General features: G+C 63.4%; 10 protein-coding genes and 4 tRNA genes. All 14 read right to left on the bottom strand.

Annotation, left to right across the window (positions count from 1 at the left end; genetic code table 11):
* Positions 1 to 292 precede the first annotated feature (292 nt).
* Positions 293 to 4,540 carry a DNA-directed RNA polymerase subunit beta' gene (gene rpoC / locus HH110_RS17750; RefSeq protein WP_176990872.1) on the bottom strand — a complete coding sequence of 1,416 codons (4,248 nt, stop codon included), beginning with the start codon at positions 4,538 to 4,540 and terminating at the stop codon, positions 293 to 295.
* Between the two features lie 89 nt (positions 4,541 to 4,629).
* A complete protein-coding gene (gene rpoB / locus HH110_RS17745) occupies positions 4,630 to 8,784 on the bottom strand; it encodes a DNA-directed RNA polymerase subunit beta (protein ID WP_176990871.1) in 4,155 nt (1,384 codons plus the stop codon).
* Between the two features lie 296 nt (positions 8,785 to 9,080).
* Positions 9,081 to 9,449: a 50S ribosomal protein L7/L12 gene (gene rplL / locus HH110_RS17740; RefSeq protein ID WP_019186119.1), complete on the bottom strand. Its 369-nt coding sequence runs from the start codon at positions 9,447 to 9,449 to the stop codon at positions 9,081 to 9,083.
* 62 nt (positions 9,450 to 9,511) lie between these two features.
* Positions 9,512 to 10,045, bottom strand: a complete 534-nt coding sequence (gene rplJ / locus HH110_RS17735) for a 50S ribosomal protein L10 (protein WP_123728446.1) — start codon at positions 10,043 to 10,045, stop codon at positions 9,512 to 9,514.
* A 387-nt stretch (positions 10,046 to 10,432) separates the two neighbouring features.
* Positions 10,433 to 11,131 (bottom strand): 50S ribosomal protein L1, encoded by a 699-nt coding sequence (gene rplA, locus HH110_RS17730; RefSeq protein WP_121044663.1) that lies wholly within the window; start codon positions 11,129 to 11,131, stop codon positions 10,433 to 10,435.
* Positions 11,132 to 11,135: 4 nt separating this feature from the next.
* The gene (rplK, locus tag HH110_RS17725; RefSeq protein ID WP_019186116.1) at positions 11,136 to 11,564 is read right to left on the bottom strand and encodes a 50S ribosomal protein L11; all 429 of its coding nucleotides are present in this window, start codon (positions 11,562 to 11,564) and stop codon (positions 11,136 to 11,138) included.
* A gap of 243 nt (positions 11,565 to 11,807) precedes the next feature.
* On the bottom strand, positions 11,808 to 12,368 hold the full coding sequence (gene nusG / locus HH110_RS17720) for a transcription termination/antitermination protein NusG (RefSeq protein ID WP_019186115.1): 561 nt from the start codon (positions 12,366 to 12,368) through the stop codon (positions 11,808 to 11,810).
* A 10-nt stretch (positions 12,369 to 12,378) separates the two neighbouring features.
* On the bottom strand, positions 12,379 to 12,786 hold the full coding sequence (secE, locus tag HH110_RS17715) for a preprotein translocase subunit SecE (RefSeq protein WP_121044666.1): 408 nt from the start codon (positions 12,784 to 12,786) through the stop codon (positions 12,379 to 12,381).
* Between the two features lie 44 nt (positions 12,787 to 12,830).
* Positions 12,831 to 12,906: transfer RNA gene (locus tag HH110_RS17710), tRNA-Trp, on the bottom strand.
* A 103-nt stretch (positions 12,907 to 13,009) separates the two neighbouring features.
* Entirely contained in the window at positions 13,010 to 14,200 is a 1,191-nt protein-coding gene (gene tuf, locus HH110_RS17705) for an elongation factor Tu (RefSeq protein ID WP_176990870.1), read from the bottom strand.
* 41 nt (positions 14,201 to 14,241) lie between these two features.
* Positions 14,242 to 14,317, bottom strand: a tRNA-Thr gene (locus HH110_RS17700).
* Positions 14,318 to 14,364: 47 nt separating this feature from the next.
* Positions 14,365 to 14,438 (bottom strand) — tRNA-Gly (locus HH110_RS17695).
* Between the two features lie 28 nt (positions 14,439 to 14,466).
* Positions 14,467 to 14,552 (bottom strand) — tRNA-Tyr (locus tag HH110_RS17690).
* Between the two features lie 138 nt (positions 14,553 to 14,690).
* Positions 14,691 to 15,704, bottom strand: a complete 1,014-nt coding sequence (locus HH110_RS17685; protein ID WP_176990869.1) for an isoaspartyl peptidase/L-asparaginase family protein — start codon at positions 15,702 to 15,704, stop codon at positions 14,691 to 14,693.
* Between the last annotated feature and the right edge of the window lie 59 nt (positions 15,705 to 15,763).

The following is a 15,763-nucleotide window of genomic DNA, read 5'->3' as shown; positions in this document are numbered from 1 at the left end:
ATGTGCGAGCAGGCGAAAGACCGGCCTGCTGAGACAGACGATTGTAGCAACCCGGCGAAAACGCAGTCAAATGCGCACGCGCCAAGCCAGCCCTGATCCCGGGCCGTTACAGGGGAGCCTTTTCCATGCCCCCCGTTCAGGTTGTCAAGCCGGTCCGTTGAAAGACCGGCGGGCATCCTACCTCATCGGCAGGCATCCGGCCAGTGGCCGGTGCCGTCGATTTGCCGGGAAGGGGCCGACCGGAGTCGGCGCCCTGCCCTACCGCGGTCCCGGCCGAAGCCGGGACTGCGTATTACTCGTCGCTGCCCGGAGCCTGTTCAGCTTCGGTCGGCTCGACCGCCACGGCGGCCACTGCGGCCACTTCAGCCACGGCCGGCGTGCTGCCGGACAGGGTCTGCATTTCCGAGTCGGTCAGCCCGGAGGCGTTGCGACGACGGTTGGCGTGGTACGCCAGGCCGGTACCGGCCGGGATCAGACGGCCGACGATGACGTTTTCCTTCAGGCCGCGCAGGTTGTCCGAGGTGCCGCGAACGGCCGCTTCGGTCAGCACGCGGGTGGTTTCCTGGAACGACGCCGCCGAGATGAACGACTCGGTCGCCAGCGAGGCCTTGGTGATACCCAGCAGAACCGGATCGAAACGGGCCGGCAGCTCGTTGCGGGTGGCCAGGCGGGCATTTTCCTCGATGACGCGCTGGCGCTCGGCCTGCTCGCCATTCAGGAACTTGCTGGTGCCCTGATCGGTGATCTCGACCTTGCGCAGCATCTGGCGGGTGATCACCTCGATGTGCTTGTCGTTGATCTTCACGCCCTGCAGGCGGTACACGTCCTGGATTTCCTTGACCAGGTAGGCCGCCAGCGGTTCGACACCCAGCAGACGCAGGATGTCCTGCGGGCTCGGCTCGCCGTCCACGATGGTTTCGCCCTTGGTCACGTGCTCGCCTTCGAACACGATCACCTGACGGTACTTCGGGATCAGCTCTTCGTGTTCCGAACCATCGGTGTCCTTGATGATCAGGCGCTGCTTGCCCTTGGTGTCCTTGCCGAAGCTGATGATGCCCGAACGCTCGGCCAGGATCGCCGGATCCTTCGGCTTGCGTGCTTCGAACAGATCGGCGACGCGCGGCAGACCACCGGTGATATCGCGGGTCTTGGACGCTTCCTGCGGGATCTTGGCGACCACGTCACCCACGCCGACGGCGGCGCCGTCCTGCAGGTTGACGATCGAGCGCGGCGGCAGCAGGTACTGCGCCGGCAGATCCGTGTTCGGGATGGTCAGATCGTTGCCGTTCTTGTCCACGATGCGCACGATCGGGCGCAGGTCCTTCGCCTGCGAACCACGACGCTTCGGATCGGTGATTTCACGCGATGCCAGGCCGGTCAGTTCGTCGGTCTTCTCGATGACGGTGACGCCGTCGATGAAGTCGATGAAGCGGATGAAACCCGCCACTTCCGACACGATCGGGTGGTTATGCGGGTCCCAGTTGGCCACGGTCTGGCCAGCCTTGACCGCATCGCCGTCCTTGGACGTGATGGTCGCGCCGTACGGCAGCTTGTAACGCTCACGCTCACGGCCGTGGGCATCGAGCACCGACATTTCGCCCGAACGCGAGACCGCCACCAGCGAACCGCTGGCGTGCTCGACCGACTTCAGGTTGTTGAACTTCACCGAACCGGTGGTCTTGACGGTGATGTTGTCGACCGCAGCAGCTCGCGACGCCGCACCACCGATGTGGAACGTACGCATGGTCAGCTGGGTACCCGGCTCACCGATCGACTGCGCGGCGATGACGCCGACCGCTTCGCCGATGTTGACGATGTGGCCACGGGCCAGATCGCGACCGTAGCAGTGTGCGCAGACGCCGAACGGCGAGGCGCAGCTGATGGTCGAGCGGACCTTGACCGACTGCACGGAAGCATCTTCCAGCTTGGCCACCCAGGCTTCGTCGAGCAGGGTGTTGCGGGTCACGATCGGATCTTCGTCGTTGCCCGGCAGGAACACGTCCTCGGCCACGACACGACCCAGCACGCGGTCCTTCAACGGCTCCACGACGTCGCCGCCTTCCACGATCGGGGTCATGGTCAGGCCTTCGGTGGTACCGCAATCCACTTCGGTGATGACCACGTCCTGCGCCACGTCGACCAGACGACGGGTCAGGTAACCCGAGTTCGCCGTCTTCAGCGCGGTATCGGCCAGACCCTTACGGGCACCGTGGGTGGAGTTGAAGTACTCCTGCACGTTCAGGCCTTCACGGAAGTTCGCCTTGATGGGCGTTTCGATGATCGAGCCATCCGGACGCGCCATCAGGCCGCGCATACCGGCCAGCTGACGGATCTGCGCCTGCGAGCCACGCGCACCGGAGTCGGCCATGATGTACAGCGAGTTCATCGACTTCTGGTCGATGGTCTCGCCTTCGGCATTGACGACCTTCTCGGTACCGATGGTGTCCATCATCGCCTTGGCGATGCGCTCATTGGTGCGCGACCAGATGTCGACCACCTTGTTGTAGCGCTCGCCGGCGGTGACCAGGCCCGACTGGTACTGCTCCTGGATTTCCAGCACTTCGGCTTCCGCCTCGGTGAGGATGCCCTTCTTCTCGTCCGGGATCAGCATGTCGTCGATGCCGATCGACACGCCGGCGCGGGTTGCGTAGGCGAAGCCGGTGTACATCAGCTTGTCGGCGAACACGACCGTGTCCTTCAAGCCCAGCTGACGGTAGCTGGAGTTGATCAGGCGGCTGATGTTCTTCTTGGTCAGCTCGGTGTTGGCCAGCGCGAACGGCAGGCCTTCCGGCAGGATTTCAGCCAGCAGGGCGCGACCGATCGTGGTGTCCACGATCGAGGTCTTGTTCTGCTTGTTGCCTTCCTCGTCGGTCACCACTTCGGTGATGCGGACCTTGACGCGTGCGTGCAGTTCCACCACGCGGTTGTCGTAGGCGCGCTTGACTTCGGCGATGTTGGCGAAGGCCATGCCCTCGCCCTTCTTGTTCACCAGCGAGCGGGTCATGTAGTACAGACCCAGCACGACGTCCTGCGACGGCACGATGATCGGCTCGCCGTTGGCCGGCGACAGGATGTTGTTGGTGGACATCATCAGCGCACGCGCTTCCAGCTGGGCTTCCAGCGAGAGCGGCACGTGGACGGCCATCTGGTCACCGTCGAAGTCGGCGTTGAACGCGGTGCAGACCAGCGGGTGCAGCTGGATGGCCTTGCCTTCGATCAGGACCGGCTCGAACGCCTGGATGCCCAGACGGTGCAGGGTCGGCGCACGGTTCAGCATCACCGGATGTTCGCGGATGACCTCTTCCAGGATGTCCCAGACTTCGGCTTCTTCGCGCTCGACCAGCTTCTTGGCGGCCTTGATGGTGGTGGCCAGGCCACGACGCTGCAGCTTGGCGAACACGAACGGCTTGAACAGCTCAAGCGCCATCTTCTTCGGCAGGCCGCACTGGTGCAGGCGCAGGTACGGACCGACCACGATGACCGAACGGCCCGAGTAGTCGACGCGCTTGCCGAGCAGGTTCTGGCGGAAGCGACCCTGCTTGCCCTTGATCATGTCGGCCAGCGACTTCAGCGGACGCTTGTTGGTGCCGGTGATGGCACGGCCGCGACGGCCGTTGTCCAGCAGCGCATCGACCGATTCCTGCAGCATGCGCTTTTCATTGCGCACGATGATGTCCGGCGCGTTCAGCTCGAGCAGGCGGCGCAGGCGGTTGTTGCGGTTGATGACGCGGCGGTACAGGTCGTTCAGATCGGAGGTCGCGAAGCGGCCACCGTCCAGCGGCACCAGCGGACGCAGGTCCGGCGGCAGCACCGGCAGCACGGTCATGACCATCCACTCCGGGCGGTTGCCCGACTCGAGGAAGGCCTCGACCAGCTTGATGCGCTTGGTCAGTCGCTTGAGCTTGGTTTCCGAACCGGTGCTGGCGATTTCTTCGCGCAGGCGGGTCATTTCCGACTGCAGGTCGATCGTGCGCAGCAGCTCGTACACAGCCTCGGCGCCCATGGCGGCATCGAAGTCGTCGCCGTGTTCCTGGCGGGCCTGCAGGTACTGTTCTTCGGTCAGCAGCTGGCGGCGCTCCAGGGCGGTCAGGCCCGGCTCGGTCACCACGTACGCTTCGAAGTACAGCACGCGCTCGATGTCACGCAGGGTCATGTCCAGCATCAGGCCGATGCGCGACGGCAGCGACTTGAGGAACCAGATGTGCGCGACCGGCGAGGCCAGGTCGATGTGACCCATGCGCTCGCGGCGCACCTTGGCCAGGGTGACTTCGGTGCCGCACTTTTCGCAGACCACGCCGCGGTGCTTCATGCGCTTGTACTTGCCGCACAGGCACTCGTAGTCCTTGACCGGTCCGAAGATGGCGGCGCAGAACAGGCCGTCACGTTCCGGCTTGAACGTACGGTAGTTGATGGTTTCCGGCTTCTTCACTTCGCCGAAGGACCACGAACGGATCAGGTCCGGCGAGGCCAGCGCGATCTTGATCGCGTCGAAGTCCAGCGTCTGGCGCTGCTGGTTGAAGAGGTTGAGCAAGTCTTTCATGGTGTTTCTCCGAAAGGAGGAAATCTTGTCGATGGGGCTGTCGGTTCAGATCCGGCGGCGCGGCTGCCGGGGCAGCCGCGCCTGCACAATCAGTTACCGTCCAGTTCCATGTTGATGGCCAGCGAGCGGATTTCCTTCACGAGCACGTTGAAGGATTCCGGCATGCCCGCGACCATCTCGTGCTCACCGTCGACGATGTTCTTGTACATCTGGTTGCGGCCCTGCACGTCATCGGACTTCACCGTCAGCATTTCCTGCAGGGTGTAGGCCGCGCCGTAGGCTTCCAGCGCCCAGACTTCCATTTCACCGAAGCGCTGGCCACCGAACTGCGCCTTGCCGCCCAGCGGCTGCTGGGTAACGAGCGAGTACGGGCCGGTCGAACGGGCGTGCATCTTGTCGTCGACCAGGTGGTTCAGCTTCAGGTAGTGCATGTAGCCCACGGTGGTGTGGCGATCGAATGCCTCACCGGTGCGGCCGTCATACAGCTGGGTCTGGCCGCTCAGCGGCAGGTCGGCCAGGGCAAGCATGTGCTTGATCTCGGCTTCGGTCGCACCGTCGAACACCGGCGTTGCCATCGGCACGCCGTCGGTCAGGTTGTCGGCCAGGCGCAGCAGCTCCTCGTCGCTGAACTGGGTCAGGTCGACGTGGTTGGCGTGCTGGGTCTTGTCGTGGTTGTAGACATCGTCCAGGAACTTGCGCAGGTCGCTGATCGCGGCCTGGGCTTCCAGCATGCCCTGGATCTTGCGACCCAGGCCCTTGGCGGCCCAGCCCAGATGCACTTCCAGAATCTGGCCGATGTTCATACGCGACGGCACGCCCAGCGGGTTCAGCACGATGTCCACGGTCTCGCCCGAGGCCATGTACGGCATGTCTTCGACCGGAACCACGTTGGAGACCACACCCTTGTTGCCGTGGCGGCCTGCCATCTTGTCACCCGGCTGGATGCGACGCTTCACGGCCAGGAACACCTTGACCATCTTCAGCACGCCCGGCGCCAGATCGTCGCCCGCGGTGATCTTGCCGCGCTTGTCGGCGAAGCGACGCTCGAATTCCTTCTCGTGCGCCTGGATCTGCTTCTGGGCGCGTTCGATGGCTTCCGAAGCGTCCTCGTCCTTCATGCGCAGCACGAACCAGTCGGCCTTCTTCAGGCCGTCCAGGTAGGCGTCGGTAACGGTGTCGCCCTTCTTCAGGTTGGCACCGCCGTTGACCACCTTGCCCACGATCTGCGAGCGCAGACGGGCGTAGATGGCGCCTTCCAGGATGCGGAACTGGTCGTCGAAGTCCTTCTTGACGCGCTTGATTTCAGACTCTTCGATCTGACGGGCGCGCTTGTCCTTCTCGATGCCATCGCGGGTGAAGACCTGCACGTCGATGACGGTGCCGTCCATGCCCGGGGGCACGCGCAGCGAGCTGTCCTTCACGTCCGAAGCCTTCTCGCCGAAGATCGCGCGCAGCAGCTTCTCTTCCGGGGTCAGCTGGCTTTCGCCCTTCGGGGTGACCTTGCCGACCATGATGTCGCCGGCGCGCACTTCGGCACCGATGTACACCACGCCGCTCTCGTCCAGGCGGTTCAGGGCCTGCTCGGAGACGTTCGGGATGTCGGCGGAGATTTCCTCCGGCCCCAGCTTGGTGTCACGCGCGACGCAGGTCAGCTCTTCGATGTGGATCGTGGTGTAACGATCCTCTTCCACCACGCGCTCGGAGAGCAGGATGGAGTCTTCGAAGTTGTAGCCGTTCCACGGCATGAAGGCGATCAGCATGTTCTGGCCAAGGGCCAGTTCGCCGATGTCGGTGGACGGACCATCGGCCAGCACGTCGCCACGCGCCACCACGTTGCCCACTTCGACCAGCGGACGCTGGTTGATGCAGGTGTTCTGGTTGGAACGGGTGTACTTGATCAGGTTGTAGATATCCACGCCGGCATCGGTCGCGTCGGTGATCTCCACTTCGTTGACCTTGACCACGATGCGGCCGGCGTCGATCTGCACGATCTCGCCGCCACGACGGGCGTTCACGGTCACACCCGAGTCACGGGCCACGGCGCGTTCGATACCGGTACCCACCAGCGGCTTCTGGGCACGCAGGGTCGGCACGGCCTGACGCTGCATGTTGGCGCCCATCAGTGCGCGGTTGGCGTCATCGTGCTCCAGGAACGGGACGAGCGCGGCAGCGATCGACACGGTCTGCATCGGCGAGACGTCCATGAAGTGGACTTCTGCCGGCGGCTTGAGCAGCGACTCACCCTGGAAGCGGCACGGCACGAACTGCTCGGTGAGCATGCTCTTGGCATCGGTCAGGGCGTTGGCCTGGGCGATGACGTACTCGTTTTCTTCGATGGCCGACAGGAATTCGATCTCGTCGGACACCTTGCCGTCAGCGACCTTGCGGTACGGGGTCTCGAGGAAACCGTACTGGTTGGTGCGGGCGTACACGGCCAGCGAGTTGATCAGGCCGATGTTCGGGCCTTCCGGCGTTTCGATGGTGCAGACGCGGCCGTAATGGGTCGGATGCACGTCGCGCACTTCGAAGCCGGCGCGTTCGCGGGTCAGACCGCCCGGGCCCAGGGCCGAGACGCGACGCTTGTGCGTCACTTCCGACAGCGGGTTGTTCTGATCCATGAACTGGGACAGCTGCGAGGAGCCGAAGAACTCCTTGATGGCTGCGGCGACCGGCTTGGCGTTGATCAGCTCCTGCGGGGTCAGGCCTTCGGACTCGGCCATCGACAGGCGCTCCTTGACCGCACGCTCGACGCGGACCAGGCCCACGCGGAACACGTTCTCGGCCATTTCACCGACCGAACGCACGCGACGGTTGCCCAGGTGATCGATGTCATCGACCACGCCACGACCGTTGCGGATCTCGGTCAGGACCTTGATCACTTCCAGGATGTCGGAGGTGTCGGCGTGCTCGGCGACCAGGCGCTTGGACTCTTCGTCGTTGCGCTCACCGAAGTACTTGCGGTCGTACAGCACGGCTTCGCCGGTGACAGCCTTGCGGCCGACACGGCGGTTGAACTTCATGCGGCCGACCGTGGACAGGTCGTAGCGCTCGAAGGTGAAGAACAGGTTGTGGAACAGGTTCTGCGCAGCGTCCTTGGTCGGCGGCTCGCCCGGACGCATCATGCGGTAGATTTCGACCAGGGCTTCGAGCTGGGTCTTGGTCGGATCGATGCGCAGGGTGTTGGACAGGTACGGGCCACGATCCAGATCGTTCACCCACAGGGTGCCCACGGCATCCACACCGGCCTTGCGGAAGGCCTGCAGCTGCTCGTCGGTGATTTCGTCGTTGGCCTGGGCCAGCAGCTCACCGGTGTTGGCATCGACCACGTCGTGCGACAGGATGCGGCCGACGATGTAATCGTCCGGCACGGCCAGGGCGGCGATGCCCGAGGCTTCCAGCTGCTTGACGTGACGCGCGGTGATGCGCTTGCCGGCTTCCACGATGACCTTGTCACCGTCGGCCAGGTCGAAGTTCAGGGTCTCGCCACGCAGGCGCTCGGAGACCAGTTCGAGCTGCACGCCTTCATCAGGGTTGATGTGGAACGTGTTGATCTCGAAGAACTCGGCCAGCATCTCTTCGTTGCTGTAACCCAGCGCACGCAGCAGGATCGAGACCGGCAGCTTGCGGCGACGATCGATACGGGTGAACAGGGCGTCCTTCGGGTCGAACTCGAAGTCCAGCCAGGAGCCGCGGTACGGGATGATGCGGGCGCTGTACAGCAGCTTGCCCGAGCTGTGGGTCTTGCCACGGTCGTGGTCGAAGAACACACCCGGCGAACGGTGCAGCTGCGAGACGATCACGCGCTCGGTACCGTTCACGATGAAGGTGCCGTTGTCGGTCATCAGCGGGATTTCGCCGAGGTAGACCTCCTGCTCCTTCACGTACTTGATGGCCTTGGTCGACGACTCGCGGTCGTAGATCACCAGGCGCACGGTCACGCGCAGCGGCGCGCCGTAGCTCATGCCGCGCTGGCGGCATTCGCGCTCGTCGAACACCGGGTCGCCGAGCTTGTAGCCGACGTATTCCAGGGCAGCGTTGCCGCTGTAGCTGGAAATCGGGAACACCGACTTCAGGGCCGCGTGCAGGCCGTGGTCCGTGCGCTTGGCCGGATCGACGTTTTCCTGCAGGAATTCACGGTAGGAATCGACCTGGATGGCAAGCAGGAACGGCACTTCGAGGATCGAGCGCTGCTTGCCGAAATCCTTGCGGATACGCTTCTTTTCGGTGAACGAATAAGACGTCATGAGGTATCACCTTGGCTGTGCGGATCGTGCGTCCACGACCCGAGGGGAAACTGAAATTGTCAGTTGGAAGTCGCTGGTATTGCCGGCACCAGCACGCCTTCTCCCGCTACTTCCAACTGCCAACTCGTCTGCATCCACTCCCCTGCCCGCGCGCCTGGGCGCCACTGTGACCGGGGATGACCGCAGCCCGTGTTGGGCTCGTATTTCGGGTGTTGCGTGAAACGACCAAAGGCCGGGGGCTTACGCCCCCAGCCTTGGCTGCATCGCCGTGATTCGATGGCGAGGCAAGGAACTGCTTACTTGACTTCGACAGTCGCGCCAGCAGCTTCCAGGTCCTTCTTGAACTTGGCAGCGTCGTCCTTCGAAGCGGCTTCCTTGATCATGCCGCCGGCTTCAGCCAGATCCTTCGCTTCCTTCAGGCCCAGGCCGGTGATGGCGCGGACAGCCTTGATGACTTCGACCTTCTTGTCGCCGGCCGACTTCAGGATGACGTCGAATTCGGTCTGCTCTTCAACAGCGGCAGCCGGGCCAGCAGCAGCAGCTGCGGCGACCGGAGCAGCGGCGGAGACGCCGAACTTCTCTTCGATGGCCTTGACCAGCTCCATCACTTCCATCAGGGACTTCTCGGCGATGGCGTCGACGATCTGTTCGTTGGTAAGGGACATTTTGATTACCTTTGGATAATTTTCTGGGTTGAGGTTCCGTTCGGAACCACGGAAACGTCGACTCAGGCGGTTTCGGCGACCGGCTCGGCAGCGTCAGCGGTTTCACCGCCACCCTGCTTGTCGGCCACGGCCTTGACGGCACGGGCGAACATCGTGACCGGCTCGGCCAGGACGCGGGCCAGCATGGCCAGGGCCTGATCACGGGTCGGCAGCGAGGCCAGCACGTCGACATGGCCAGCCGGGAACAGTTCCCCGCCGATGGCCACGACCTTTGCCTGCAGCTTGTCGTTGGTCTTGGCAAAATCCTTGATCAGGCGACCGGCTGCGCCGGGCTCCTCGAGCGAGAACGCGTACAGCAGCGGACCGACGAGTGCGTCTTTGGCGCATTCGTATTCGGTACCTTCCACTGCACGTGCCGCCAGCGTGTTCTTGACAACTTTCAAGAAAACGCCGGTTTCGCGTGCCTGCTTGCGCATCGCGGTCATCTGGGAGACCGTGGTGCCAGCGTATTCGGCTGCGATCAAGGAGTGGGCCTTGGCGGCGACGTCTGCCAGCTCGGCGACTACTTCTTGCTTCTGGGACAGATTGAGAGCCATTGCACTCCTCCAATTGAACTCCGCTTACGGCTCCTGCCGTGTGCGGTCCTGGGCGGCATCCGTCCTGGACGCCGGGAACATCAGGTGATGTTCCAAGGGTGGGCCGTTCTAGACCTGGATGGCCAACCTGGGAGAACCCAGACGTGCGTAAACCAGAAAAACTCCAGAAGGGCACCATCTACGCAGGGTGATTCCCGAAGGAATCGATTAAGCGTTCGGTACTGCGCCGGCGGCGACTCCCTGCCAATGCGAGCATCCCTGCCCGTCGCCGGTATGTACTGACCGCGCCTGCGGTCTTTGACGGCTATCTCCGCAGGGCGAGCCCCACTCGGATTGCCTTCAAATATCGCGGGTACCGGACCGGGGCCCGGTACCCGCTTGAAACGATTACTTCAGCGACAGCGAGGACTGGTCGATGGTCACGCCCGGGCCCATCGTCGAGCTGACCGAAACCTTCTGCAGGTAGGTGCCCTTCGAGGTGGCCGGCTTGGCCTTGACCAGATCCATCAGCAGCGCCTGCAGGTTCAACTTCAGCGCGTCTTCGGCGAAGTCGGCCTTGCCGATGGTGCAATGGATGATGCCGGCCTTGTCAGTGCGGTAACGCACCTGACCCGACTTGGCATTCTTGACGGCTTCGCCCGGGTTGGCCGACACGGTGCCGACCTTCGGGTTCGGCATCAGGCCGCGCGGGCCGAGCACGGTGCCCAGCTTGCCCACGACGCGCATGGCGTCCGGGGTCGCGATGACGACGTCGTAGTTCAGATCGCCGGCCTGCATCTTCTCGGCCAGGTCGTCCATGCCCACGGCTTCGGCGCCAGCGGCCAGGGCTTCGTCAGCCTTGGCACCGGCCGGTGCGAAGACGGCAACGCGCACGCTCTTGCCGGTACCGGACGGCAGCACGGTGGAACCGCGCACCTGCTGGTCGGACTTCTTGGCGTCCACGCCCAGGCGCACAGCGACGTCGAAGGACTCGACGAACTTGGCCTTGGTAGCGGTCTTCAGGATCTTGATGGCGTCCTCGAAGGCATATGCCTTGCCCGGGACGACGGCGGCCTTGATGGCCTTCTCACGCTTGGTCTGTGCCATCTTCTTAACCCTCTACCACGAGGCCCATGGAACGGGCAGAACCGGCGATGGTGCGCACCGCGGCATCCAGATCGGCAGCCGTCAGGTCTGCTTCCTTGGTCTTGGCGATCTCTTCGAGCTGCTTGCGGGTCACCTTGCCCACCTTCTCGGTGTTCGGGCGCTTGGAGCCCGACGAGATGCCTGCAGCCTTCTTGAGCAGCACGGCGGCCGGGGTGCTCTTGGTGATGAAGGTGAAGGTACGGTCCGAGTAGGCCGTGATGATGACCGGCACCGGCAGACCCGGCTCCAGCTTCTGCGTGGCGGCATTGAAGGCCTTGCAGAATTCCATGATGTTCAGGCCACGCTGACCCAGCGCAGGACCGACCGGCGGCGAGGGGTTGGCCTGACCGGCCTTCACCTGCAGCTTGATATAACCGACAACTTTCTTTGCCATGAGTATGCTCTCCGGGTGCTAGCGCCTTACGACAACAGGCTCCCCATCGGACCGGGAATCACGCGTCCCGGCATCGCGTTTTGAATTCACGCAGAAGGCCACCTCGCGGCGGCCCTTGCTTTTTGCCAGCTTCCTGGCAGGAAGCCGCGCACTATATCAGGTTTTTTCCGCGCTTGCCTCAAGGCTGGCGGGCGCAGGCTGTTCAGGTTCCGGGCGGCCGCCCGGAACCCTGCTGCCTCAGGCTCAGACGGCCTTTTCGACCTGGCCGAACTCGAGCTCCACCGGGGTGGCACGACCGAAGATCAGCACCGAGACGCGCAGACGGCTCTTCTCGTAGTTGACTTCCTCGACCACGCCGTTGAAGTCGTTGAACGGACCTTCGGTGACGCGGACCATCTGGCCCGGCTCGAACAGCACCTTCGGACGGGGCTTTTCCACACCTTCCTGAACGCGGTCCAGGATGGCGGCAGCCTCTTCATCACGGATCGGCAGCGGACGATCGGCGGTGCCGCCGATGAAGCCCATCACCTTGGAGGTGTCCTTGACCAGGTGCCAGCTTTCGTTGTCGATGCGCGGGATCCCGTTTTCTTCGTGGGTCTCGATCTGGACCAGCACGTAACCCGGGAAGAACTTGCGCTCGGAACGGCGCTTCTGGCCGGCGCGCATCTCAACCACTTCCTCGGTCGGGACCAGGACGTCACCGAAGCGCTCCTGCATCTCGTCACGCACGATGCGATCGCGCAGAGCCTGCGCAACCGACTTTTCGAAGCCCGAATAGGCGTGAACGACGTACCAACGCTTCACTGGTTTCTCCTTATCGACCCAGGAACCACTGGGTCAATTTCTGAATCACGAAGTCAAATCCGCCCAGCAGCAGGCTGAGGATGATCACGACAACGATCACCACCCAGGTCATGCGAATGGCTTCCTGGCGCGTCGGCCAGACCACCTTGCGCAGTTCGAAACGCGATTCGGAAAGGAATTCCCGCGTGTCGCGACCCTTGCCGGTCAGCAGGAACACGCCGAGGCCGGCCACCAGGCCAACGACAACGGCCAGGCCGCGAAGCGGACCGGCCCATGCACTCTGGGAGGCATGCTCAGGAGCACCGAACCAATACCAAGCAAAAAGACCCGCCAGCACCAGGATCGCTGCGACGGCGTACTTGACGATGTCACCCCCCGTGGAGGCGTTGTCTTTGGAATGCTCGATCTTGCTGTTCATCCGGCTCTGGCTACTGTGGCGGCATAGCCGCTGGAAGGGAGAAGTGGCACGCCAGGAGGGACTCGAACCCCCAACCTGCGGTTTTGGAGACCGCTGCTCTGCCAATTGAGCTACTGGCGTACTGAAAAAACTTGCCTTCCCTTAGACGGCGAAGGCGGACCGAGGTTCCCGGCCCGCCTTTCGCGAGACCGGCAGCGCTAAGCAACCGCCGGTAGTGCAAAAATTACGCGATGATCTTGGAGACCACGCCGGCGCCGACGGTACGACCGCCTTCGCGGATCGCGAAGCGCAGGCCTTCATCCATGGCGACCGGGTTGATCAGGGTGACAACCATCTTCACGTTGTCGCCCGGCATCACCATTTCCACACCTTCCGGCAGTTCGCAAGCGCCGGTGATGTCGGTGGTACGGAAGTAGAACTGCGGACGGTAGCCCTTGAAGAACGGGGTGTGACGGCCGCCTTCATCCTTGGACAGCACGTACACTTCGGCGTCGAAGGTGGTGTGCGGCTTGATCGAACCCGGCTTGGCCAGGACCTGGCCACGCTCGACGTCGTCACGCTTGGTGCCGCGCAGCAGCAGACCGGCGTTGTCGCCTGCCTGACCCTGGTCGAGCAGCTTGCGGAACATTTCCACGCCGGTGACGGTGGTCTTCTGGACCGGACGGATACCGACGATTTCGATTTCTTCGCCGACCTTGATCACGCCGCGCTCGATACGACCGGTCACCACGGTGCCACGGCCCGAGATCGAGAACACGTCTTCCACCGGCATCAGGAACGGCTTGTCGATGTCGCGTTCCGGGGTCGGGATCCAGCTGTCGAGAGCCTCGACCAGCTTGATCACGGACGGCACGCCGATCTCGCTCTGGTCGCCTTCCAGCGCCAGGCGGGCCGAACCCGAGATGATCGGGGTGTCGTCGCCCGGGAAGTCGTACTTGCTCAGCAGCTCGCGGACTTCCATTTCAACCAGTTCCAGCAGCTCGGCGTCATCGACCATGTCTGCCTTGTTCAGGAAGACGACGATGTACGGCACGCCGACCTGACGCGAGAGCAGGATGTGCTCACGGGTCTGCGGCATCGGGCCGTCAGCAGCCGAACAGACCAGGATCGCACCGTCCATCTGGGCAGCACCGGTGATCATGTTCTTGACGTAGTCAGCATGGCCCGGGCAATCGACGTGGGCGTAATGACGTTCGGTGGATTCGTATTCGACGTGTGCGGTCGAGATCGTGATGCCACGTGCCTTTTCTTCCGGCGCGGCGTCGATCGACGAGTAGTCCTTGAACTCACCGCCAAAGCGCTCGGCACCGATCTTGGTCAGTGCGGCGGTCAGCGTGGTCTTGCCGTGGTCAACGTGACCGATGGTGCCGACATTGACGTGCGGCTTGGTGCGCTCGAACTTACCCTTGGCCATGGCTGCTTATCTCGAAATCGTCTGAATTGGTGGCACTTAGATGGTGCTCACGAAAGGAATCGAACCTTCGACCTCCTCCTTACCAAGGAGGTGCTCTACCGACTGAGCTACGTGAGCGAGTTTTGTATTATGGCACGAATTTGAATATATTCAAACTCATTCAATGGAGCGGGAGACGGGGATCGAACCCGCACCATCAGCTTGGAAGGCTGAGGTTCTACCATTGAACTACTCCCGCATCGGAAGCTCTTGCCACAACATGAAACTGGTGGAGGGAGGTGGATTCGAACCACCGAAGGCGTAAGCCAGCAGATTTACAGTCTGCCCCCGTTGGCCGCTTGGGTATCCCTCCTTACCACCCTGTCCCGTGGCGCCGAAGCGTTTTCGGTGTGGGGTGGAAGAGCCGTGAATTTTGGGGATAAACGGGGGTTCTGTCAACAACCTTTTTGAATTTTTTCACATGAATTTCGAATTGCCCTGCCGGGACGGGCTATTGGCCCGGCAAGGCCAGGGTTTCGCTGGCGAAGATGGCCACATGCGGCACGCCATCGGCACCGATCCAGCCGCGATACATGCCCTGGGTGTTGAACGGCGTCGCGGCGCGGCCATCGGCGGACAGTACGATCGCGCCACCATCTCCGCCAAGGGAGGGAATGCGCTCGTTGATCACGGCACGCCCGGCTTCCACCGGCCCCTGCTTGAGGTACTGCACGCGCGCGCAGATATCGTGCGCGGCCGCGGTGCGGATGTAGTACTCGCCCCAGCCCGTGCCGGACACCGCACACCCTGCATCGGCGTAGGTGCCGGCGCCGATGATCGGTGAGTCGCCGACACGGCCATAGCGCTTGTTGGTCATGCCGCCGGTGGAGGTGCCCGCGGCGAGCTTGCCGTCCTTGTCCAGTGCGACCGCGCCAACCGTGCCGAAGTGGCGCGCCGTTTCCAGATCCGCATGGGCCTGGCCACCGGCCTCTTCTTTCAGCGCCTTCTGCAGCTGCTGCCAGCGCTTGTCGGTGCGGAAGTAGGACGGATCCACCAGGGCAATGCCCTGGCTGCTGGCGAACGCCTCGGCGCCCTGCCCGACCATCATCACGTGCCGAGAATGCTGCATCACCGCTTCGGCGAGCAGGATCGGATTGCGCACGCGCTGCACGCCGGCCACCGCGCCCGCCTTGAGCGTGGCGCCGTCCATCAGCGAGGCATCCAGTTCATTGCGACCGTCGTGGGTGAATACCGCCCCTTTGCCGGCATTGAAGGTGGGATCGTCCTCGAGCACGGTGATCGCCGCGGTGACGGCTTCCAGGGCCGGCTTGCCCGCCGCCAGCGCGGCATGGCCTTTCAACAGCGCCTGCTGCAGGGCCTCGCGCGCGGCTTTTTCCTCGGTGGGCGAGAGATCCTTGCGCTCCACTCCCGCTCCGCCATGGATGACCAGCACCGGCTCGGCGGCGGTGGCCGCCAGCGGGAGCGACAGGCACAGCGACAACACCACCACAGCAGAACGCGACATGGGCAGGCACTCTCAAGGGACGAGGCCTCATCATGGCACGCGCGGCGGGCCACCCACGC

It is taken from the genome of Stenotrophomonas sp. SAM-B (genome assembly GCF_013387485.1).
GTDB classification, from domain to species: Bacteria; Pseudomonadota; Gammaproteobacteria; order Xanthomonadales; family Xanthomonadaceae; genus Stenotrophomonas; species Stenotrophomonas maltophilia_AA.
The sequence above is the reverse complement of the archived record's forward strand: the minus strand, read 5'-3'. Positions and strand labels throughout refer to the sequence as shown.